Source organism: Streptomyces sp. 17_S59, from assembly GCF_056930295.1.
Map to the genome: position 1 here is coordinate 3,982,385 of NZ_JBXOWD010000001.1, position 19,895 is coordinate 4,002,279.

Annotated in this window: 17 protein-coding genes and 1 pseudogene; 9 read left to right on the forward strand and 9 right to left on the reverse strand. The window is 72.9% G+C overall.

All coding sequences use genetic code 11. The annotated features are described in order from the left end of the window. The first annotated feature begins 11 nt into the window (after nucleotides 1–11). On the forward strand, nucleotides 12–1,163 hold the full coding sequence (locus AC1Z4A_RS17880; protein ID WP_483680035.1) for a hypothetical protein: 1,152 nt from the start codon (nucleotides 12–14) through the stop codon (nucleotides 1,161–1,163). Nucleotides 1,164–1,177: 14 nt separating this feature from the next. After that, the gene (locus AC1Z4A_RS17885) at nucleotides 1,178–2,665 is read left to right on the forward strand and encodes a glycosyltransferase family 4 protein (RefSeq protein ID WP_483680036.1); all 1,488 of its coding nucleotides are present in this window, start codon (nucleotides 1,178–1,180) and stop codon (nucleotides 2,663–2,665) included. An 82-nt stretch (nucleotides 2,666–2,747) separates the two neighbouring features. On the opposite strand, the gene AC1Z4A_RS17890 is transcribed toward AC1Z4A_RS17885, so the two are convergent. From AC1Z4A_RS17890 to AC1Z4A_RS17900, 3 genes are all read right to left on the reverse strand, one after another. After that, nucleotides 2,748–3,227: a hypothetical protein gene (locus tag AC1Z4A_RS17890; RefSeq protein WP_483680037.1), complete on the reverse strand. Its 480-nt coding sequence runs from the start codon at nucleotides 3,225–3,227 to the stop codon at nucleotides 2,748–2,750. A 157-nt stretch (nucleotides 3,228–3,384) separates the two neighbouring features. Continuing rightward, nucleotides 3,385–3,627 carry a hypothetical protein gene (locus AC1Z4A_RS17895; RefSeq protein WP_483680038.1) on the reverse strand — a complete coding sequence of 81 codons (243 nt, stop codon included), beginning with the start codon at nucleotides 3,625–3,627 and terminating at the stop codon, nucleotides 3,385–3,387. Nucleotides 3,628–3,823: 196 nt separating this feature from the next. After that, nucleotides 3,824–5,644 carry a bifunctional metallophosphatase/5'-nucleotidase gene (locus AC1Z4A_RS17900; RefSeq protein ID WP_483680039.1) on the reverse strand — a complete coding sequence of 607 codons (1,821 nt, stop codon included), beginning with the start codon at nucleotides 5,642–5,644 and terminating at the stop codon, nucleotides 3,824–3,826. Nucleotides 5,645–5,801: 157 nt separating this feature from the next. Here AC1Z4A_RS17900 and mshD point away from each other — a divergent pair, with 157 nt between their 5' ends. The 4 genes from mshD to AC1Z4A_RS17920 all read left to right on the forward strand — a co-directional run bounded on the left by mshD (nucleotide 5,802) and on the right by AC1Z4A_RS17920 (nucleotide 9,204). Next, the gene (gene mshD / locus AC1Z4A_RS17905; RefSeq protein ID WP_483680040.1) at nucleotides 5,802–6,725 is read left to right on the forward strand and encodes a mycothiol synthase; all 924 of its coding nucleotides are present in this window, start codon (nucleotides 5,802–5,804) and stop codon (nucleotides 6,723–6,725) included. An 87-nt stretch (nucleotides 6,726–6,812) separates the two neighbouring features. Continuing rightward, on the forward strand, nucleotides 6,813–7,241 hold the full coding sequence (locus tag AC1Z4A_RS17910) for a GntR family transcriptional regulator (RefSeq protein WP_483680041.1): 429 nt from the start codon (nucleotides 6,813–6,815) through the stop codon (nucleotides 7,239–7,241). Further along, nucleotides 7,238–8,188, forward strand: coding sequence for an ABC transporter ATP-binding protein (locus tag AC1Z4A_RS17915; protein WP_483680042.1), 951 nt, complete (start codon nucleotides 7,238–7,240; stop codon nucleotides 8,186–8,188). The genes AC1Z4A_RS17910 and AC1Z4A_RS17915 overlap by 4 nt, the downstream gene beginning before the upstream one ends. Beyond that, on the forward strand, nucleotides 8,185–9,204 hold the full coding sequence (locus AC1Z4A_RS17920; RefSeq protein ID WP_483680044.1) for an ABC transporter permease: 1,020 nt from the start codon (nucleotides 8,185–8,187) through the stop codon (nucleotides 9,202–9,204). The genes AC1Z4A_RS17915 and AC1Z4A_RS17920 overlap by 4 nt, the downstream gene beginning before the upstream one ends. A 399-nt stretch (nucleotides 9,205–9,603) precedes the next feature. Here the strand turns inward: AC1Z4A_RS17920 and AC1Z4A_RS17925 are convergent, their stop codons facing one another. The 5 genes from AC1Z4A_RS17925 to AC1Z4A_RS17945 all read right to left on the reverse strand — a co-directional run bounded on the left by AC1Z4A_RS17925 (nucleotide 9,604) and on the right by AC1Z4A_RS17945 (nucleotide 15,214). After that, the gene (locus AC1Z4A_RS17925; protein WP_483680045.1) at nucleotides 9,604–10,047 is read right to left on the reverse strand and encodes an NUDIX hydrolase; all 444 of its coding nucleotides are present in this window, start codon (nucleotides 10,045–10,047) and stop codon (nucleotides 9,604–9,606) included. Then, nucleotides 10,044–11,126, reverse strand: coding sequence for a CHAD domain-containing protein (locus AC1Z4A_RS17930; protein ID WP_483680046.1), 1,083 nt, complete (start codon nucleotides 11,124–11,126; stop codon nucleotides 10,044–10,046). Before AC1Z4A_RS17930 ends, AC1Z4A_RS17925 begins: the two co-directional genes overlap by 4 nt. Nucleotides 11,127–11,175: 49 nt before the next feature. Beyond that, the gene (locus AC1Z4A_RS17935; protein WP_483680048.1) at nucleotides 11,176–13,443 is read right to left on the reverse strand and encodes an RNA degradosome polyphosphate kinase; all 2,268 of its coding nucleotides are present in this window, start codon (nucleotides 13,441–13,443) and stop codon (nucleotides 11,176–11,178) included. 288 nt (nucleotides 13,444–13,731) lie between these two features. Continuing rightward, on the reverse strand, nucleotides 13,732–14,526 hold the full coding sequence (locus AC1Z4A_RS17940) for a class I SAM-dependent methyltransferase (RefSeq protein ID WP_483680050.1): 795 nt from the start codon (nucleotides 14,524–14,526) through the stop codon (nucleotides 13,732–13,734). Then, a complete protein-coding gene (locus tag AC1Z4A_RS17945; protein WP_483680052.1) occupies nucleotides 14,519–15,214 on the reverse strand; it encodes a FadR/GntR family transcriptional regulator in 696 nt (231 codons plus the stop codon). The genes AC1Z4A_RS17940 and AC1Z4A_RS17945 overlap by 8 nt, the downstream gene beginning before the upstream one ends. A 73-nt stretch (nucleotides 15,215–15,287) precedes the next feature. On the opposite strand from AC1Z4A_RS17945, the gene AC1Z4A_RS17950 reads away from it, so the two are divergent. From AC1Z4A_RS17950 to AC1Z4A_RS17960, 3 genes are all read left to right on the forward strand, one after another. Then, nucleotides 15,288–16,499, forward strand: a complete 1,212-nt coding sequence (locus AC1Z4A_RS17950) for an MFS transporter (RefSeq protein WP_483680054.1) — start codon at nucleotides 15,288–15,290, stop codon at nucleotides 16,497–16,499. Between the two features lie 169 nt (nucleotides 16,500–16,668). Further along, the gene (gene mshA, locus AC1Z4A_RS17955) at nucleotides 16,669–18,030 is read left to right on the forward strand and encodes a D-inositol-3-phosphate glycosyltransferase (RefSeq protein WP_483680055.1); all 1,362 of its coding nucleotides are present in this window, start codon (nucleotides 16,669–16,671) and stop codon (nucleotides 18,028–18,030) included. Continuing rightward, a complete protein-coding gene (locus AC1Z4A_RS17960) occupies nucleotides 18,023–18,511 on the forward strand; it encodes a type III secretion system chaperone family protein (RefSeq protein ID WP_483680056.1) in 489 nt (162 codons plus the stop codon). The genes mshA and AC1Z4A_RS17960 overlap by 8 nt, the downstream gene beginning before the upstream one ends. Nucleotides 18,512–18,715: 204 nt before the next feature. Here the strand turns inward: AC1Z4A_RS17960 and AC1Z4A_RS17965 are convergent. After that, nucleotides 18,716–19,888 (reverse strand): annotated as a pseudogene (locus tag AC1Z4A_RS17965) (MDR family MFS transporter); the annotation flags it as partial. Between the last annotated feature and the right edge of the window lie 7 nt (nucleotides 19,889–19,895).

Below are 19,895 nucleotides of genomic sequence, written 5' to 3' on the forward strand. Positions count from 1 at the left end.
GGGATGCACGTATGAATGAACAGATGGATTTGGCGGACGCGTACGAACGCCTCTATTCGGCTTCGGCGCAAATGCTGTGGGCGCAGCAGGGCCCCACCTGGCGACGGGAAGGCGATTCCGAATGGACATGGCCAGCGCCTCGGCGGGCCGCGTGGCAGACGCTGGAGCAAGTGCTGCTGGACGCCGAAGCGGCCTTGGGAACGCCCCAGCCGGGCGAGGCTTCCGACCCCGCGCGGCACGTGATCTCTCGACGCGGCCCGGGAGACCGCCCGCTGACCTTCGACGAGGCGGTGCAGGACTGGAAGCAGCGGCTCGACGCCGACCCGGGATTCCTTGTGGAGCGCCGGGAGCCGTACCCGGACTACTACATGGAGCCCGGCTCCTGTGTGATCGTCCCCTCTTCGCCGTATTTCGCGATGATCGGCATCTTCCCGGAGCTGTTCCACCGGCTGGCTCCGGGACGGCCGGCGGTGACCATCGGTTCCGGGGCCGCGGACCTTGGCGTCGTGGCGCACGAGGCCGCGGACGCCCTCCGTGCGCCGCTGGGCATCACCACGCCCACGTCGCACCCGGGGAGCGCTCCCTGGATCTCTCCCGTTTCCCGCCCGGTGTCGGACCTGCCCGATCTCCCCGAGCGCTTCGAGGCCCTGCGCCGCGCGGCGTGGTACGCGGCGGAAGCGATGCCGTCCCCGGAGGAGTTGAAGGGGACGCTGGACTTTTCGGTCCAGATGGACGCGGCCGTGGCGGCCACCGATATCCAGCTGATGCTGACCGGCCACCCGGCACCCGCGTGGCGCGAGGAGTACGAGCAGATTGATCCGGCGCGGCACGGGGTCGTGGGGCTCGTATCCGGTGAGGCCGGGGAGGGACGCCCGGTGCCTTTCGAAGAAGACGCCGCCGACTGGCGTGAGCTGAATGCCCAGGGCTCCCTCCCGTGGACGCCGAAGGAATACCAGCGGCAGTACTACCCGGACCGGGGCGAGATTGAGAACGTGGTGATCTCGGCCACCCGCGCCCTGGTCTTCGCCGAGATCCTCGACGAATTCGCGGCACGCCTGACGCCAGGACGGGATGCGGGGCTCATCCACTACAGCGCCTATGAACTCGGCCAGTTCCTCATCTGGGGAATCGGTCGTGAGCTGCGTGCCCACTCCGGATTCTGATGGGAGGGCGGCACATGGCAGACAAGCGTTACCGCATTCTCGTCGTCTCCGACATCAGCGGCATGGGCGGCGGCGGCATACCGGTGTTCAATCAGCACATCACCGAGGCGCTCGCGAAAGAGCACGACGTGACGCTGTTCACCGCCGACCCCGACACGCAGCCCCACAAGGGTGCGCGGATGGCCTCCACTCCGCCGATACCGGAGGGCGTGGAGGACCGCGTGTGGATGGAGTTCCAGGCCACCCTGGATCCCCGCACCCATGGCCTCCCCGATCCGCAGGAACGACCCTTCGACCTGATCGTCGGGCACTCCCGTTTCTCCGGACCGGCCGCAGCCGAGTTACGAGACCGCTGGTATCCGGACGCGAGGGTCGCGCACTTCCTGCACACCAGCCCGGAACGGCTCGCCGAGGTCAAGTACGCTCACGACCCGGAACGCTCACAGACCAAGGCTGCTCGGGACTCCCGGATCGAGCGTGAGGTGATGGACCGGGCAGACGTGGTCGTGGGCGTTGGCCCGCTGCTGACGACCGAAGCCGAGCGACTGTCCTCGATGGGACAGCACGTGCCCGACTCACACCAGCTCATCCCTGGCGTGAAGATCGAGGAGCAGGCGCAGCGTGGGCCGCACGAGGGTCGCCTCAACCTCCTGGTTATGGGCCGGACGGACGACCCGCTGAAGGGTGTCGACGATGCGTTGCGCGCCGTGAAGTTGCTGAACAAGACCGGCATCGACGTTCACCTCACTGTACGTGGCGCCGATCCGAAGAAGCTCGACAAAGCAGCGAAAGAAGCCGAACGGCTGGCCGGGAAGGGAAATTTCACGATCAAGCCGTTCACCAAGGACAGCGACGAGCTGAAGAACGACATCATCAGCGCTGATGCCGTCATCATGCCGTCCAAGCACGAGGGCTTCGGCCTGGTGGCCACCGAGGCGGCAGGGCATGGCGTGCCCATCCTCGTCAACCAGGAGAGCGGCGCCGCACAGTTCCTCGGGGACAAGGAGCGTATTGACCCCAGGGTCGGCCGGCCCTGCATCGTCCCTGAGCCCGACGATCCGCAAGAACGCCCCATGTCCTGGGCCAAGGCCATAGGCCAGCTCAAGGCCGACCTCCCCCAGCGCCGCGAGAACGCCAAGGAACTCCGCCAGGCGCTCAAGGCGTACTCCTGGGACCACGCGAGCAAGGCCCTGGTCGAGGCGTCCATGAAGGCCACGCCCCTGTCGCAGCAGAAGCCGCTCGCGCAGGGCCAGGCACAGCGGAAAGCGACCGTGCAGGGTCCCGACGGCAAGCTGCTGGCCAGCGGCCCGGCCTCGCAGCCCGGTGCACCGCCCGGCCCATGGAGCACCATCGCTCAGGCTGCTCGTCTGACCTCCCCAGGAGTGCGTCCCCCCGGAGCCCAGCCCCAGGCGCCTCGCCCCGCACAGGCTCCCGCCCCGGCGGCCCGCCCCTTCCATCTGCCGCAGACCCGCCCGGGCCAGGGCAGAAATCCGAGCCGTTAGGCAGGCAGGGCGTGCGTGCCCGGCGAAGTTCGAGGGCTCTTGGTGCCGGGCACGCACGCTGCCTGCATCCCTGCCCGCCCGCCTACATCCAGATCGTCGACGTCGCCACGACCCGTGCCTTCTTCGGCTGGTCCGGGTTGCCGTAACGGATCTCGAAGCGCGGGTGGGAGCGCGTGAAGTCGCTGTCGATCAGGCGGACCTGGCGCGGGTCCTTGACGGTGCGCACCGCTATGTCCGTGTCGAGGAAGAAGCCGAACTCGCCCGTCGCGGGCGCGTACGCGAAGAACTCGCCGCCCGTGTAGTGGCGCTTGGCCACCGCGTCCGTCAGGACCAGCGACCAGTAGCCCACGCAGTGGCCCGCGGGGCACATGAACTGGTACTCGGCGCGCAGGCCGTCCAGGTCCATCAGGCGGAAGGGGTTGTCGTCGGCGGGGGACGTGACGACGCCCTGCGCGCGGGTCGGGGCGGCGTCCACGGCGGACGCGCTCTGCGCGAGGGGCAGGCTCAGGGCCGCGGTCGCCACGGCCGCCGTGAGGGCGCGGAACGCAATGCGGAATGCCACGTCTCGTCTCCAGTCCTGTGAGTGATCGACTCGATGCGAGAGGTGATCATTGCTGTGGTCCGCGCCCTCGGCAATGCCGGGCTGATCAATCCGGCCAATCGTGCATAGGGCCGATATCCGGCCACGAGCGGGCCCGAGTCGGCCCGCTCGTACAGGGTCAGATCACGTCGGGGAGGATGCCCTCGACGGGGTTTCCGAGATTGACGATCTGGTTGCCGAAGGCGCCGGCGGTCACGGCGCCGTCGACCAGGCCGGTGACGGTGCCGCCCAGGACGTCGGCGGTGACGTCCGCCTGCGCCGGGGTCGCCGACACCGCGCTGACCAGGCCCAGCAGGGCCGTTGCCGCCGTCGTGGCCAGGATGCGCTGGAAGGTGCGCTTCGTGCACTTCGTGCGCTTCAATGCGGGCTCCTCGCTGCACGGGGGTGGACTCGCAGCGTCAGCTACCACCCCCGCACACCGCGCATGCCCGCCGTGCGCGCATGCGCCGCACCGCGGCACCACGCGCCCCGGCGTGCCCGGAGACGGCCGGTGGGCGGGGGCCGCACCGCAGTGCACCCCCCGCCCACCGGTGTCCGCAACGGCTACTTCACGACCGTTACTTCACGACCGTGATGCGGTCCGCCTTCGGCGGCGCCATCGGCGCGGTCTTGCTGGAGTGCGCCTGCAGGTAGGCCACGAGAACGTCCAGGTCGGCCGGGCCGACGCGCTTGTTCGTGCCTTCCTTGAAGGCCGGGAAGCCGTCGCCGCCGCCCATCATGAACTCGTTCGCCGTGACGCGGTACGTCTTGGCCGGGTCGATGGGGGTGCCGTTCAGCTTCACCGAGGACGTGACGACGCGGTCCGCGCCCTTCTTCGTCATGTCGAGCGTGTAGGTCAGGCCCTTGCTGATCTGGAGGATCTTCGGGTCGGCCTCGTTCGGGCCGCTGACCTGCTGCCGGAGGACGGACAGCACCTGGGCGCCCGTCATGTCCTTGATCTGCATGAGGTTCTGGAAGGGCTGCACGGTGAACGCCTCGCCGTACGTCACCACGCCGTCGCCCTCACTGCCCGACGCCTTGTAGGCGAGGTCCGAGCGGATGCCGCCGGGGTTCATGAAGGCGATCTGGGCGCCGCCCTTGTCCGCCGGGGACAGGGCCTCCAGCTGGGCGTCGGTGATGACGTCGCCCAGCGGCTGCTCGTACGTCTCGGCGCCGCGGCCGTTGATGTCGGCCGTGATGTAGCCGACCGGCCTGTTGGCGACCGGGGCGGCCTTGGTCTTCCAGTGGTCGATGAGCTTGGTCATGTCCGCGGCCTTGGGCTGGTTGCGGTCGACCACGTGGTTCTTGGCGTGCGGGGCCTTGACGGCCGTCCGGACGATGTCCTTCGTGCGACGGTCGTACGTCAGCGTGGTGTCCGTGTACAGCCGGCCGAAGGAGGCCGCCGAGGTGACCGTGCGCGGGGCGCCGGACGGGTCCGGGATGGTGCAGGCGTACGCCTGGTGGGTGTGGCCGGTGATCAGGGCGTCGACCTTCGGCGTGGTCTTCTTGGCGATGTCGACGATGGCACCGGAGATGCCCGCGCCCGCGCCCGGCGTGTCGCAGTCGTAGTTGTACGCGTTGGAGGCGGGCATGCCGCCCTCGTGGATGAGCGCGACGATCGACTTCACGCCCTGGCGGTCCAGTTCCTTGGCGTACTTGTTGATCGTCTCGACCTCGTCGGCGAACTTCAGGCCCTTGACGCCCTCGGCGGTGACGACGTTCGGCGTGTCCTTCGTCGTGACGCCGATGAATCCGATCTTGACGCCCTTGTGCTCCCAGATCGTGTAGGGCTTGAGGATCGGCTTGCCGGTCTTCTCGTCGAGGACGTTCGCCGCGAGGTAGGGGAACTGCGCGCCCTTGAAGGTCTTGCCCTGCTCGAAGCAGCCTTCCTTGGGGTGGCAGCCGCCCTTCTGCATGCGCGTCAGCTCGGCGCGGCCCTCGTCGAACTCGTGGTTGCCCACGGAGGTGACGTCCAGCTTGAGCTTGTTGAGCGCCTCGATGGTCGGCTCGTCGTGGAAGAGACCGGACATCAGCGGGCTGGCGCCGATCATGTCGCCGGCCGCGGCCGTGATCGAGTACTCGTGGCCCTTGCGCGCCGTGCGCAGGGAGTTGGCCAGGTACTCCATGCCGCCCGCGGGTATGACCTTCTTCGTGCCGTCGGCCTGAGCCTCCGTCACGGTGCCCGAGGAGCCCTGCGGGGGCTCGAGGTTGCCGTGCAGGTCGTTGAAGGAGAGCAGCTGGACGTCCACGGTGCGGCCGTGGCCCTTGCCGTGACCGCGGTCGTTGGCCCCGGCGGGGGCGGCCGTGGCGGAGAGGGCGCCGGTCGTGGCGGCCAGGACGGCCGCGGTGGCGGTCAGCCGTCTGAGGGCGAGGCGCTTGCGAGGCGGCTTCGCGGGCATGTGGGTTCCCCTTATTGGTTCATGGTGAAAGTGCTGGGGGACTTTCAGGTCGGGCGCAGCATACGGTCGACGCGCGTAGCCCGGCAGGAGGGGTCGGGTAACGGATGAGTGACTTGTGTGCCGTGACCCGCCGTGCGCCCGACGTAGGCTCGGGCCCATGAGCGACGAGTTGAGTGACGTGAGCGGCCAGCGGCGGATCGAGGTGCTCGAGGAGCTGTCCCCCGAGCAGGTGCGCGACGTGCTGCGGCTGATCGGGGAGGCGGCCGAGGCGGACGGGCAGCCGGCCGTGTCGGAGCAGGGTCGCCTGCAGCTCAAGGGGCGGCGCGCGGGCGTGCGGCACGTCCTGCTGCGCGATGTGAACAAGGAGTTCGTGGGCTACGGGCAGCTGGAGGCGAACGACCCGGTGGAGGCGCCCGCGGCCGAGTTCGTGGTGCACCCGGGCCACCGGGGGCGCGGGCACGGCCGGGTGCTGGGGACCGCCCTGCTGAACGAGTCGGGCAAGCGGCTGCGCGTCTGGGCGCACGGCGGCCACGCGGCGGCCCGGCACCTCGCACAGGTGCTGGGGATGAGCCTGTTCCGCGAGCTGCGGCAGATGCGCCGGCCGCTCCAGGGCCTGGAGCTGGCCGAGCCCGTCCTGCCCGAGGGTGTGACCGTACGGACCTTCCGGCCGGGTGAGGACGATGCGGCGTGGCTGGCGGTGAACGCGGAGTCCTTCGCGCACCACCCCGAACAGGGCTCGCTGACCCAGCGGGACCTGGACGACCGCAAGGCGGAGGCCTGGTTCGACCCGAAGGGCTTCTTCCTCGCGGAGCGGGCCGGGGAGATCGTCGGCTTCCACTGGACGAAGGTCCACGCCGACGAGGGCCTCGGCGAGGTGTACGTGCTGGGCGTGCGGCCCGGGGCGCAGGGCGGCGGGCTCGGCAAGGCGCTGACGGCGATCGGCCTGCGCCACCTGGCGGCCCAGGGGCTGCCCACGGCGATGCTCTACGTGGACGCGGACAACGTCCCGGCGGTCGCGGTGTACGAGCGGCTGGGGTTCCGTACGCACGAGACGGACCTGATGTACCGGACGGAGAGCTGAGGCCGGTCCGCTGTGGATTCGGCCTGTTTGTTTGACAGAGGCCGATCACTTCCATCACCCTTTCACTAGTCAAGTAGTGAAAGGGTGATGCGCGTGGTCGAGTTCCGCATCGACCGGCGCAGCGGAGTCGCCACCTATCTCCAGATCGTCCAGCAGGTGAAGCAGGCGCTCCGGCTCGGCCTGCTGACCCCCGGCGACAAGCTGCCCACGGCGAAGGAAGTCGTCGCGGCCACGGCCATCAACCCCAATACCGTCCTGAAGGCCTACCGCGAGCTGGACCGCGAGGGCCTGGTCGAGGCGCGCCCCGGGCTGGGGACCTTCGTGCGGCGGTCGCTGGCGCGACCGGGTGCCGCCGCCGATTCGCCGCTGCGCGCCGAGCTGGCCGACTGGATGGAGCGCGCCCACGCGGCCGGGCTCGACCGGGAGGACGTGGCCGCGCTGGTCACGTCCGTGCTGGACGAGGCCTTCGGGGACCCCGCGCGGGACGGACACCACGTGGACAAGGGGACCGCATGACCGACCTGACGTATCTCCCCGACCGGACCGCCGTCGAGGCGGTCGGCCTGGGGCTCCGGTACCGGCGGCGCTGGGCGCTGCGCGACTGCTCCTTCCGGCTGCCCGCCGGCCGGGTCTGCGCGCTCGTCGGGCCCAACGGCGCCGGCAAGTCCACCCTGCTGGCGCTGGCCGCCGGGCTGCGGCGGCCCTCCTCGGGCACCCTGAACGTCCTCGGCGGCGGACCGGCCGACCGGGACGTCCGCCCCCGCGTGGCCTACGTCGCCCAGGACAAGCCGCTCTACCCGCACTTCAGCGTCGCCGACACGCTGCTCATGGGCGCCCGGCTGAACCCCGGCTGGGACCGGGCCGCCGCCCGGCGGATCCTCGACGGCGCGGGCATCGCGCCCGACGCCCGCATCGGCTCCCTGTCCGGCGGCCAGCGGACCCGCGTGGCCCTGGCCCTCGCCTTCGGCAAGCGCCCCGAACTGCTGCTGCTGGACGAGCCGATGGGCGACCTCGACCCGGTCGTGCGCCACACGATGACGGCCGCCCTGATGACCGAGGCCGCCGAGCACGCCACCACGGTCGTCATGGCCTCGCACGTCCTCGCCGAGCTGGAGGGCGTCTGCGACTACCTGCTGCTCGTCGCCGGCGGCCGGGTGCGCCTCGCGGGCGAGGTGGAGGACCTGATCTCCGCGCACCGGCTGGTCATGGGCCGGTACGAGGACGTCGGCACGCCCCGGGAGTTCTCCGCCCACACCATCGTGGAGGCACGGACGACGGGCCGTCAGCTCACCGCGCTCATACGCCCCGACGGCGAGATCGGCGGCCGCTGGGAGGTCTCCGAGCCCTCCCTGGAGGAGCTGGTCCTCGCCCACCTCCGGGAGCCGGGGGCGCCGGTGCTGCTCACCCCGGGCGCCGAGCCGCGGCCGGACGCGCGCCCGCGCATGGCGGGGGTGGCGGCATGACGATCACGGCACCGGTGATGGCCGACGAGGAAACGCTTCTGCGGCGGCGGGCGGCGCGAAGCCGCAGCGGCCCGCTCGGCCTGGTCCAGGTGGTGCTGCGACAGCACCGGGCCGCCGCGCTGACCACCCTGGGCGTGCTGTTCGCGCTCTGCGCGGCCGTCGTGTGGCTGCGCTTCGGGATCGAGGGCTTCTGGGCCGGGCGCACGGCGGACCACTGCGGCGCGTACGCCCGCTGCGAGCCCGCCGGCGACGCCCTCGGCAGCTTCTACGACGCGTACGGCGACCCCCTGCACTACGTCGGCCGCTTCATCGAGCTGCTGCCGCTGCTGACCGGCCTGTTCGTGGCCGGGCCGATGATCGCGCGGGAGCTGGAGAGCGGGACGTACAAGCTGGCGTGGACGCAGTCCGTCACGCCGCTGCGGTGGCTCGCGGTCAAGCTCGCGGTGCCCGCGGTGGCGGTGCTCGCCGGCTTCTCGCTGCTGTCGGCGCTCCACACCTGGGCGTGGCGGGCGCAGCCGGTGGGGGAGCTGCCCGGGCAGTGGTGGTTCCGCGTCTTCGACACGCTCGGGCCCGCGCCCGTCGCCCACTCCCTGCTGGCGCTCGCGCTGGGGGCGCTGGCCGGCGTGCTGATCAGGCGCACGGTCCCGGCGATGGCGGCCGCGCTGGTCGGCTACCTGGCGCTGGCGGCGCAGCTGGAGTCGCTGCGGATGTGGCTGATCACCCCGGCCACGAGTCTGTCGGCCCGGATGCCGGGGCTGATCACGGACGATGCGGACTGGATCGTCGAGCGCGGCCTGATCACGGAGACGGGCGGCCGGATCCCGGAGCCGGGGTGCGGGGTGGGGGTGTCGCCGGCGGAGTGCGTGGAGCAGCACCACGCCACCGGCTGGTACGTGGACTACCACCCGGCGTCGCACCTGTGGCCGATGCAGTGGGCGGAGGCGGGGCTGGCGATCGGGGCGGCGGTGCTGGTGGCGGGGGCGGCGGCGTGGGTGCTGCGGCGGAGCCATCCGTAAAGGGGGCTTTTCCCCACCCCGCCCCTTCCCGGCTGTATCGATGTGCGGCTCCGCCGCGTGGGGGGCTGCGCCCCAGACCCCGGACCGCGCTGCGCGCGCCGCGCGGCGGAGCCGCACATCGAGCACAGCCTCAAACGCCGGACGGGCTGGAAAATCCAGCCCGTCTGGGGGCACCTCCTGGGGGCACCCCCAGCGGTAGCTGGGGGAGGTAGCTGGGGGAGTTTGAGGACCGGGGGTCCGGGGGCGGAGCCCCCGAGCCTTGCCCCCGCGCGAAGCGCGAGGGGCCCGGAGGGCGGGGCGGAGCCCCGGGTTTCGCCCCTGCGCGCAGCGCTAGGGGCCCGGGGGCAGGGGGCGTAGCCCCCGTTCCCACCCCCCGGGGGTCCGGGGGCTTGCCCCCGGTTACGGGAAGGGGCGGGGTGGGGGAAACAGACCCAGGACCTCCACCAGCGCGTCCACCAACCCCCTGTCCCGCTCCTGCGTGAGCCGCCCTCGCGCCTCCCCCGGCGCCAGCCACACCAGCCGGTCCACCTCCCGATTGGGCTCGAAGGAGCCCCCACGCGCCTCCGCCGCCCAGTACCGCACCTCCTTCGGCCGCCCAGCGGCCACGTACCGCGCCGTCGGCAGCGCCGCGCCCAGTTCGCAGTGCTGGCCCGTCTCCTCCAGCACCTCCCGCACCGCCCCCGCCCGCGCGCTCTCCCCCCGCTTGAGCTTGCCTTTCGGCAGCGACCAATCGTCATATTTCGGTCGATGGACCAGCGCGATCTCGACTTCCTCGCCCCCGCCGGCCCGGCGCCACAGCACGCACCCCGCCGCCAGCACCGTCCCGCCGTTCCCGGTCGTCACGCCGCCGCCTCCGACAGCCGCTGCCACAGCCGGCCGAAGGTGTAGCGCGCTGCTTCCACCTCGTGCCGCTGGTCGGCGTGCAGCACGCCGAGCGCGTACGCCGTCGCCGGGGCGATCCGGGGGGTGCGGGCGGCGGAGGCGGCCGCGGAGGCGGCCTCCGCGGCGTCGCGGTGGCGGTCCAGGGCCTGACCGGCGCCCAGCAGCCGTACCGACAGCGAGGGTTCGGCCTCGGCCTGCTCGTACTCGTCCAGCACTTCCTGCGCGTACCGCCGCAGCCGCACCAGGCGCCGCACCTGGTGCCAGGGCGCGTCCTGGCGCGCCTCCGCGGGCGGGGCGTCCGCGCTCGGCGTGGCCGCCAGGCCGTGCGCCAGCGCCTCGGCGTTGTACGGCAGCCCGGCCACCGACAGCGGCAGCGCCTCCACGGCCTCCGCGAGGCGCCGGTGGGTCTGGTCCGCCAGGCGTGGCAGCGCGTCCCGGGCGAGCAGGTCGTACGCCGCCGGGTCCAGCGGCGCCTCGGAGGCCAGCAGGGCCACCGAGTCCGCGACCGCGTGGAAGCGGGCCGAGCCCAGCGCCTGGAGCGCCGCCGAGTGGGCGCGGGTGCGCGCGAGGGTCAGCCGCCGGTCGAGCAGCGCCCCGGCCCGGGCCGCCCCCACGGTCAGCCCCGTGCCCACCGCGTCCCCGGCGGGCTCCGCCACCCCGGACAGCCGGTGCAGCGCCCCGCGCAGCCGCGCCAGCCGCGCCGCACAGGCGTGTTCGCACCCGAGCACGTCGGACAGCCAGGCCAGCTCGGTGCGCAGCTGGTCCGTCCACGCCGCGTCGGTCAGCGGCCGGTACACGTGCAGCGTCCCGGCGATCCGCCGCGCGGAGCGGCGCAGCAGCCGGACGGCCTCGCCCGCGTCCTCGGCGTCGGAGCCGCTCTCCCCGTGCAGCCGCAGGCTGCGCAGGAACTCGGTGGCCTGGGCCTGGAGATAGGCCGCGAGGACGGCCCCCGCGGTCAGGGTGTCCAGGGTGTCCAGGGCCCCGGCCCCGGCCGATGGCGGCACGGCGGTCCCCGCCCCGGACCGTTTCGTCGTCGTCACTTCTTCCTGCCCCCCGGGTGGTGCCGATGCCGTGACCGTAACCGGCGGGTCATGCGGTCGCTGAGCCACGCCGGCGCCTCCGGGCGTCAATGAGCATCTCCTGTACGTTCCGCAGCGGTTGGCCGTCGGCGTCGGTGGCGTGGCGGGTCCAGTTGCCGTCGGGGCCCAGGTGCCAGGAGGCGGTGCGGTCGGAGACGCCCAGCTCCATCAGCCTGCTGAGCGAGGCGCGGTGGCCCGGGTCGGCGACCCGCACCAGCGTCTCGATGCGCCGGTCGAGGTTGCGGTGCATCATGTCTGCGCTGCCGAGCCATACTTCGGGCTCGCCGCCGTTCCCGAACGCGAAGACGCGTGAGTGCTCCAGGAAGCGTCCGAGGACGCTGCGCACCCGGATGTTCTCCGAGAGCCCCAGCACCCCGGGCCGCAGCGCGCAGATGCCGCGCACCCAGATGTCCACCGGCACCCCGGCGCGCGACGCGCGGTACAGGGCGTCGATGACGGCCTCGTCCACCATCGAGTTGACCTTGATGCGGACGTACGCGGGCCGCCCGGAGCTGTGGTGCGCGATCTCCTTGGAGATCCGCGAGACCAGCCCGTCGCGCAGCGACCTGGGGGCGACCAGCAGCCGCCGGTAGGTCTCGCGGCGCGAGTAGCCGGACAGGCGGTTGAAGAGGTCGGAGAGGTCGGCGCCGACCTGCGGGTCGGCGGTCAGCAGGCCGAAGTCCTCGTAGAGGCGGGCCGTCTTCGGGTGGTAGTTGCCGGTGCCCACGTGCGAGTAGCGGCGCAGCGTGTCGCCCTCCTGGCGGACCACCAGCGACAGCTTGCAGTGCGTCTTGAGCCCGACCAGCCCGTACACGACGTGGCAGCCGGCCTCCTCCAGCTTCCGCGCCCACTTGATGTTGGCCTGCTCGTCGAAGCGCGCCTTGATCTCGACCAGGACGAGCACCTGCTTGCCGGACTCGGCGGCGTCTATCAGCGCGTCCACGATCGGGGAGTCGCCGGACTGCGTGCGGTACAGGGTCTGCTTGATGGCCAGGACGTCGGGGTCGGCGGCGGCCTGCTCCAGGAACGCCTGGACGGAGGTGGAGAAGGAGTCGTACGGGTGGTGCAGGAGGACGTCCCGCTCCCGCAGCGCCGCGAAGATGTCGGGCGCGGACGCGGACTCCACCTCGGCGAGGTCGCGGTGGGTGCCCGCCACGAACTTGGGGAACTTCAGCTCGGGCCGGTCCAGGTCCGCGATGGTGAACAGCGCGGTGAGGTCGAGCGGGCCGGGCAGCGGGTAGACCTCGGCGCCGGAGATCTTCAGCTCGCGGACCAGCAGGTCGAGGACGTACGGGTCGATGGTCTCCTCGACCTCCAGGCGCACGGGCGGGCCGAAGCGGCGCCGCATGAGTTCCTTCTCCAGCGCCTGGAGGAGGTTCTCCGCGTCGTCCTCCTCGACCTCCAGGTCCTCGTTGCGCGTCACCCGGAACATGTGGTGCGCGAGCACCTCCATGCCGGGGAACAGCTCCTCGAGGTGGGCCGCGATGACGTCCTCCACGGGGACGTACCGCTGCGGGGACGCCTCCAGGAAGCGGGGCAGCAGCTGCGGCACCTTCACACGTGCGAAGTGATCGTGCCCGCTGACGGGGTTGCGCACGACGACGGCCAGGTTGAGCGACAGCCCGGAGATGTACGGGAAGGGGTGCGCGGGGTCGACGGCCAGCGGGGTCAGCACCGGGAAGATCTTCTGCCGGAAGAGCGTGAAGAGGCGGCCCTGCTCCTTGTCGGTCAGCTCGGGCCAGCGGATCAGGTGGATGCCCTCCTCGGCCAGCGCGGGGGCGACGTCCTGCTGGTAGCAGGCGGCGTGCCGGGCCATGAGCTCGCGGGAGCGGGTCCAGATCAGCTCCAGCACCTCGCGGGGCTGGAGCCCGGAGGCGGAGCGGGTGGCCACGCCGGTGGCGATGCGGCGCTTCAGGCCGGCGACGCGGACCATGAAGAACTCGTCGAGGTTGCTGGCGAAGATCGCCAGGAAGTTGGCCCGTTCCAGGAGGGGCGTGGCCGGGTCCTCGGCCAGCTCCAGCACCCGCTCGTTGAAGGCCAGCCAGCTGCGCTCGCGGTCCAGGAAGCGGCCGTCGGGCAGCGGGTCGGCGTCGGGCGGGGCCTCGCCCCCGTCGCCGGACTCGCGCTCGGCCGCCGCGTAGGCGTCCAGCTCGGAGACCGGCTCGGGGAGGCCTGCGATCACGGCCGCGTTCGGCCGGTGGGCGGCGATGAAGCCCACCGCGTCGGTGTCGGTGTTGTCGTATGCCGGAGCGGCGCCGGCGCCGGTCGACTGGCTCATACCTTCATTGTTCCGCGCCGAGGGGCGGACAGGCGCGTCGGCTGGGGACGCGGGGGCGGCGCGGAGCCTTCGTCGGGTCGCGTTCGGCGCGGCATGCTGCTGCATTGGGCAAGGCTCGCAACCGCGGTTGAATCACGGGTAACGCGAACATGGCGCGCAGGAAAGCGGGCGCCTACCCGGCGGGGGTGCGGGGCGGTTGATTCCCCCACCCCGCCCCTTCCCGAAACTGGGGCTGCGCCCCAGACCCCGGATAAAGAACTGGGGGCTTCGCCCCCGGTTTTGGGGGTATCAACCGCCCGGAGCCAGCGCGTCCCAGCGGATCGTCAGTTCGCCCTGGCGCCAGCGGGCCGGGCCGTCCGCCACGGGCCAGTCCGCACGGAGCGCGGCCGCCGTACGGATCCACCGCTGGCGCGCGCTCAGCGCGCCGTAGGGGGCGAGCGCCGCCCACGCCCGGTCGAAGTCCCTCAGGAACGCATGCACCGGCTCCCCCGGCACGTTCCGGTGAATGAGCGCCTTCGGCAACCGCTCCGCCAGATCGGACGGCGTCCCCAGCGACCCCAGCCGCGCCGCGAAGGTGACCGTCCGCGGCCCCTCCGGGCCCAGCGCGACCCACACGTGCCGGCGGCCGATCTCGTCGCACGTGCCCTCGACCAGCAGCCCGCCCGGCGCCAGCCGCCCGCACAGACGCGCCCACACGTCCCGGACCTCGTCCTCGTCGTACTGGCGCAGCACGTTCGCGGCCCGGATCAGCAGCGGCCGCCGACTACCCGGCAGCGGGACCTCGAAGCCGCCGTGCGCGAAGGAGAGCCCGTCCCGCTCGTACGGCTTGGCCGCCGCGACCCGCGCCGGGTCGATCTCCACGCCCACGACCTCCGCGTCCGGACGCACCGCGCGCAGCCGGTCCAGCAGCTCGACGGCCGTCCACGGCGCGGCGCCGTAGCCGAGGTCCACCGCGACCGGGTCGGCCGCGCGGCGCAGCTCGGCGGCGTGCGCGGCGGCGATCCAACGGTCCATGCGGCGCAGCCGGTTGGGGTTGGTCGTGCCGCGGGTCGCCGAGCCGATCGGGCGTACTGCCCTAGCCATCGCGCCGGGACTCCTCGTCCCAGGCCCGGGTGTCGGAGACGTTCGCACCGGCCTCGCGGGCGGCCCCCTCCGGGTCCCGGTCGCGCAGGGCGGCCAGCAGCGTGTCGTGGCCCACCGGGTCCGCGCCCGCGAAGCCCGGCGTGGCCCAGGAGTCGGCCATGGCAGCGCGCAGGGGCTCGGCGAGATTGCGGTACAGCTCGGCGAGGAGGGGGTTGCCGGAGGCCGCCGCGACCCCGGCGTGGAACTCCCAGTCCGCGGTGACCCACGTCTCGAAGTCGCCCGCCCGCCACGCCTCGGCCCGGCGCGCCAGCAGGGCGCCGAGGACGTCGAACGCGTCGTCGCCGGCCCGCACCGCGGCCAGCCGCGCGGCCTGGGCGTCCAGCGCCTCGCGGACCTCGAGCAGCTGGCCGAGGCCGCTGTCGCCGTAGAGGCGGGCGACCGCGCCGGAGAGTTCGCTGGTCGCGCGGACGTACGTGCCGTCGCCGCGCCGCACCTCCAGCAGCCCGGTGTGGGCGAGGGCGCGCACCGCCTCGCGCACCGTGCCGCGCGCGACCTGGAGCAGGCGCATCAGCTCGGGCTCCGGGGGGATGCGGGTGCCGACGGGCCACTCGCCGGAGGCGATGTGTGCCCGGATCCGGTCGATGACCTCGGCGGACAGTGCCGGGCGGCGTACCGGTTCCAGAGTCATGGGCCCACGGTACCCAACGGGCGGCCATGGACATTAAACGTCAGACGTCTTACGTTTGGGTCTCATGGTCCCCATGGTCCGCACCACCGCTGTCCCGGATGCCAGTCCCACCTCTTCCGCTTCCGCCCCCGCCGCCCGGCGCCGCGCCGCGTGGCTCACCGGCCTCGCCGTCCTCCTCGTCGCCCTCAACCTGCGCCTCGGCATCAGCAGCGCCGCCGCCCTCCTCGACTCCCTGCGCACCACACTCGGCCTCCCGGCCCCCGCGGCCGCGCTGCTGCCCACGCTGCCGATCCTCTGCTTCGCCGCCGCGGGCGCCGGTACGGGCGCCCTGGCCCGGCGCCTCGGCGCCGAGCGCACCGTGCTGCTGGCCCTCCTCGCGCTCACCGCCGGGCTCGCCGTACGGGCCGTACCGGCCGCGTGGGCGCTGCTCGGCGGCACGGCGCTCGGCATGTCGGGGCTCGCCCTGTGCAACGTCCTGCTGCCCGTGCTCGTACGCACCCACTTCCCCGACCGCATCGCCCTGCTCACCGGCCTCTACACCACCACCCTGGCCGTGGGCGCCGCCGTCGCCTCCGCCGCGGCAGTGCCGGTGGCCCGCGCGGTCGGCTCGCCGTCGCTGGGGCTCGCCGTCTGGGCGCTGCCCGCGCTGGCCGCCGCCGTGGTGTGGGCGGCGGTGCGGGCGCCGCGGGCGGCCGCGGGCACCGCCGCGGAAACCGGGATCTCGCCGTGGGCCCTGGCCCGCACCCGGCCGGGCGTGCTCGTCACCGCCTACTTCGGGCTCCAGGCGCTCAACGCCTACGCCGTGACGGGCTGGCTGCCCTCACTGCTGTCCGGGCAGGGCATGCCGGAGGGCGAGGTCGGCGCCGTCCTCGCGGTCACCCAGGCCGTGGGGGTGCCCGTGTCGTTCGTGGTGCTGGCCGCCGCCAGGGAGCCGGGGCGGCTGCGGGGCGCGTTCGTCGCCGTGTCCCTGGCGATGCTCGCGGGCTTCGGCGGGCTCCTGGCGGCCCCCATGGCCCTGCCCATGGTGTGGGCGGTGCTGGTGGGGCTGGGACTCAGCTCGTTCCCGCTGGTCCTGTCCGTGATCGCGAACAGCGGCAGCGGTCCGGCGGAGACCGCCGCCCTGTCCACGCTCGCCCAGTCGCTCGGCTACCTGGTGGCCGCCGCCGGGCCCTTCGCCTTCGGGCTGCTGCACGATGCCACCGGGGGCTGGACCGCGCCCATGGCCGCGCTGCTGGTGACGGCGGCCGCACAGCTGGCGGCCGGGGTCGCCCTGACCCGCCGGTGATCACCGGCCGCGGTATCGGCAACGGACGGTCGCGGGACCTGTACGCGAGGTGTACGTCACTCTTTGGCAAAGCGGAAATGGGATGCCCCCTCTTCTTTGTTGGCACCGTTGAGAAGGGGGCCTGTGGCCCCGAGGGCTGTTCCGCAGAGGCGGACGGAGGATACGCACGGTGAGCCAGTACGCATCCCGGCTCGGCGCCCGCCGCGGCCGTACGCTCGGCCCGTTCACCAAGACCCAGCGGCTCCGTCTCGGCCCCGTCCGCCGTCCGCGCCGCGTCGCGATGCTCAGCGTGCACACCTCCCCGCTCCACCAGCCCGGCACGGGCGACGCGGGCGGGATGAACGTCTACATCGTCGAACTCGCCCGGCGGCTGGCCGCGCTCGGCATCGAGGTCGAGATCTTCACCCGCGCCACCACCGGCGCCCTGCCGCCCACCGTGGAGCTGGCCCCCGGCGTGCTCGTCCGGCACATCGACGCGGGCCCGTACGAGGGCCTGGCCAAGGAGGAGCTGCCCGCGCAGCTCTGCGCCTTCACCCACGGCGTGATGCAGGCGTGGGCGGGCCACCGGCCCGGCCACTACGACCTCGTCCACTCCCACTACTGGCTCTCCGGCCACGTCGGCTGGCTCGCCGCCGAGCGCTGGGGCGTGCCGCTCGTCCACGCCATGCACACCATGGCCAAGGTCAAGAACGCCGCCCTCGCCGCGGGCGACACGCCGGAGCCCGCCGCCCGCGTGATCGGCGAGACGCAGATCGTCCGGGCCGCCGACCGGCTCATCGCCAACACCGAGGGCGAGGCCGAGGAGCTGATCCACCACTACGAGGCCGAGCCCGCCAAGGTCGCCGTCGTGCACCCCGGCGTGAACCTCGACCGGTTCCGGCCCGCCGACGGCCGGGCCGCGGCCCGGGAGCGGCTGGGCCTGCCCGCCGACGCGCTGATACCGCTGTTCGCGGGCCGCATCCAGCCGCTGAAGGCCCCCGACGTGCTGGTGCGCGCGGTCGCGCTCCTCCTCGACCGGCAGCCGGCGCTGCGCTCGCGGATCGTCGTGCCCGTTGTCGGCGGCCCCAGCGGGAGCGGCCTCAGCAAGCCGGAGGGGCTGCAGAAGCTCGCCGCGCGGCTGGGCGTCGCCGACGTCGTCCGCTTCCGCCCGCCGGTCGGGCAGGAGCAGCTCGCGGATTGGTACCGGGCGGCGTCCGTGCTGGTCATGCCCTCGCACAGCGAGTCCTTCGGCCTGGTGGCCGCCGAGGCGCAGGCCTGCGGCACGCCCGTCGTGGCCGCGGCCGTGGGCGGGCTGCCGGTGGCCGTCCGGGACGGCGTCAGCGGCATCCTCGTCGACGGCCACGACCCCGCCGACTACGCCACCGCGCTGGCCCGCTTCGCGGACGAGCCCCGGCTGGCGGAGGAGATGGGCACGGCGGCGGCCCGGCACGCGCAGTCCTTCGGCTGGGGTGTGACGGCGGCGGCCACGGCCGAGGTTTACACCGCGGCGATGAACGAACGGCGCAGCCGTCTACGCTCGGCACATGTCTGACCCGAACCTCGTCATCGAGCGGACGCTCCGCGACGCCGGGCTCGAATGGGAGAGCCCGGCCGCCGGCACGTACGTCGTGAAGCTTCCCGGCACGCGCAAGCTGTCGACGACCGTCTCTCTGGTCGTCGGCAACCACTCCCTCTCGGTGAACGCCTTCGTCGTCCGCTGCCCCGACGAGAACCACGAGGCCGTGCACCGCTGGCTGCTGGAGCGCAACACCAAGCTGTACGGCCTGGCCTACGCCGTGGACCGGCTCGGGGACATCTACCTCGTGGGTCGGCTGCCGCTGGCGGCGGTGACGCCGGAGGAGGTGGACCGGATCCTGGGCACGGTCCTGGAGCATGCGGACGGGAGCTTCAACACGCTGCTGGAGATGGGCTTTGCGAGCGCGATCCGCAAGGAGTACGCGTGGCGCACGGCGCGCGGCGAGTCGACGCGGAATCTTGAGGCGTTCGAGCGCCTGACGCGTGGGGAGGGGTGACTTTTCCCCTGTCCCGCCCCTTCCCGAGACTGGGGCTGCGCCCCAGGAGCACAGCCTCAAACGCCGGACGGGCTGGATTTCCAGCCCGTCTGGGGGCACCTCCCAGCGGTAGCTGGGGGAGTTTGAGGACCGGGGGTCCGGGGGCAGAGCCCCCGGTTACGGGAAGGGGCGGGACAGGGGAAAGAAACCCACCCCGCCGAACCGTCAAGCCGCCGCCGCCGGCTCCGGCTCCGGCTGCGCCTCCGCGGCCGTCTCCTTCCGCCCCGCAGCCTCAACGCCCCCCTCCGGAAGGTTCCGCATCAGCAGCCAGTACCCGACCGCCGCCACCGTCCCCACCACCGCGCACCCGCCCCACAGCGCCTCCGCCCCGAAGCGGTCGAGCACCGCGCCGCCCGCCAGCGGGGCCACCAGCGACGCCCCCGACCACGACAGGCTGTAGACGCCCTGGTACCGGCCGCGGCCGTGGACCGGCGACAGCCGCGCCACCAGCCCCATCTGTGTCGGGGAGTTGACGATCTCGGCCAGCGTCCAGACGCAGATCGTCAGCGCGTACGCCGCCAGCGAGCCCGCGAAGGCCGTGAGCCCGAACCCGTACCCCGCCAGCAGCGCGGAGATCACCAGCAGCCGGCGCGGGTCGCGGTGCTCGATGAAGCGGGTCACCGGGATCTGGAGGGTGACGATCAGGATGCCGTTGACGGCGATGACCATGCCGTAGTCGCTGCTGGAGAAGCCGGCCTCGCCCATCGCCACCGGCAGTGCCACCGTGTGCTGCATGAAGATCAGCGCCATCAGGAAGGACAGCCCGACCACGCCCATGTAGCGGCGGTCGCGCAGCACCGTGCCCAGCCCGATCGCGGGCTCCTCGGCCGCCCCCGCCGCACCGGGCGCGGGCTCGGGCCGGGTCTCGGGGAGCTTGAGGTAGACGAGGACGGCGCAGATGAGCGTCAGCGCCGCCTCGCCGAGGAAGCCGATCAGGTAGCTGTACTGGGCGATGACGCCCGCGGCGAGCGAGGAGAACGCGAAGCCCAGGTTGATGGCCCAGTAGTTGAGCGCGAAGGCCCGCACGCGGTCGGCCGCGGGGACGATGTCGGCCAGCATGGCCTGGACGGCCGGACGGGAGGCGCTGCTCGCCATGCCCACGAGGAAGGCGACGCCCGCGATGGCCACGGGGTGCTCCATGAAGCCCAGCAGCGCCACGGTCACGGCGGTGGAGACCTGGGCGATCAGCAGCGTGGGCCGCCGCCCGAGCCGGTCGGTCATGACCCCGGCGCCGAGGGAGGAGAAGACCTGGCCGAGCCCGTGCAGGGCGGCGACGAGACCGGCGTACGCGGCGGAGTAGCCGCGGTCGACGGTCAGGTAGAGGGCCAGGAAGGTAGCCCTTTGC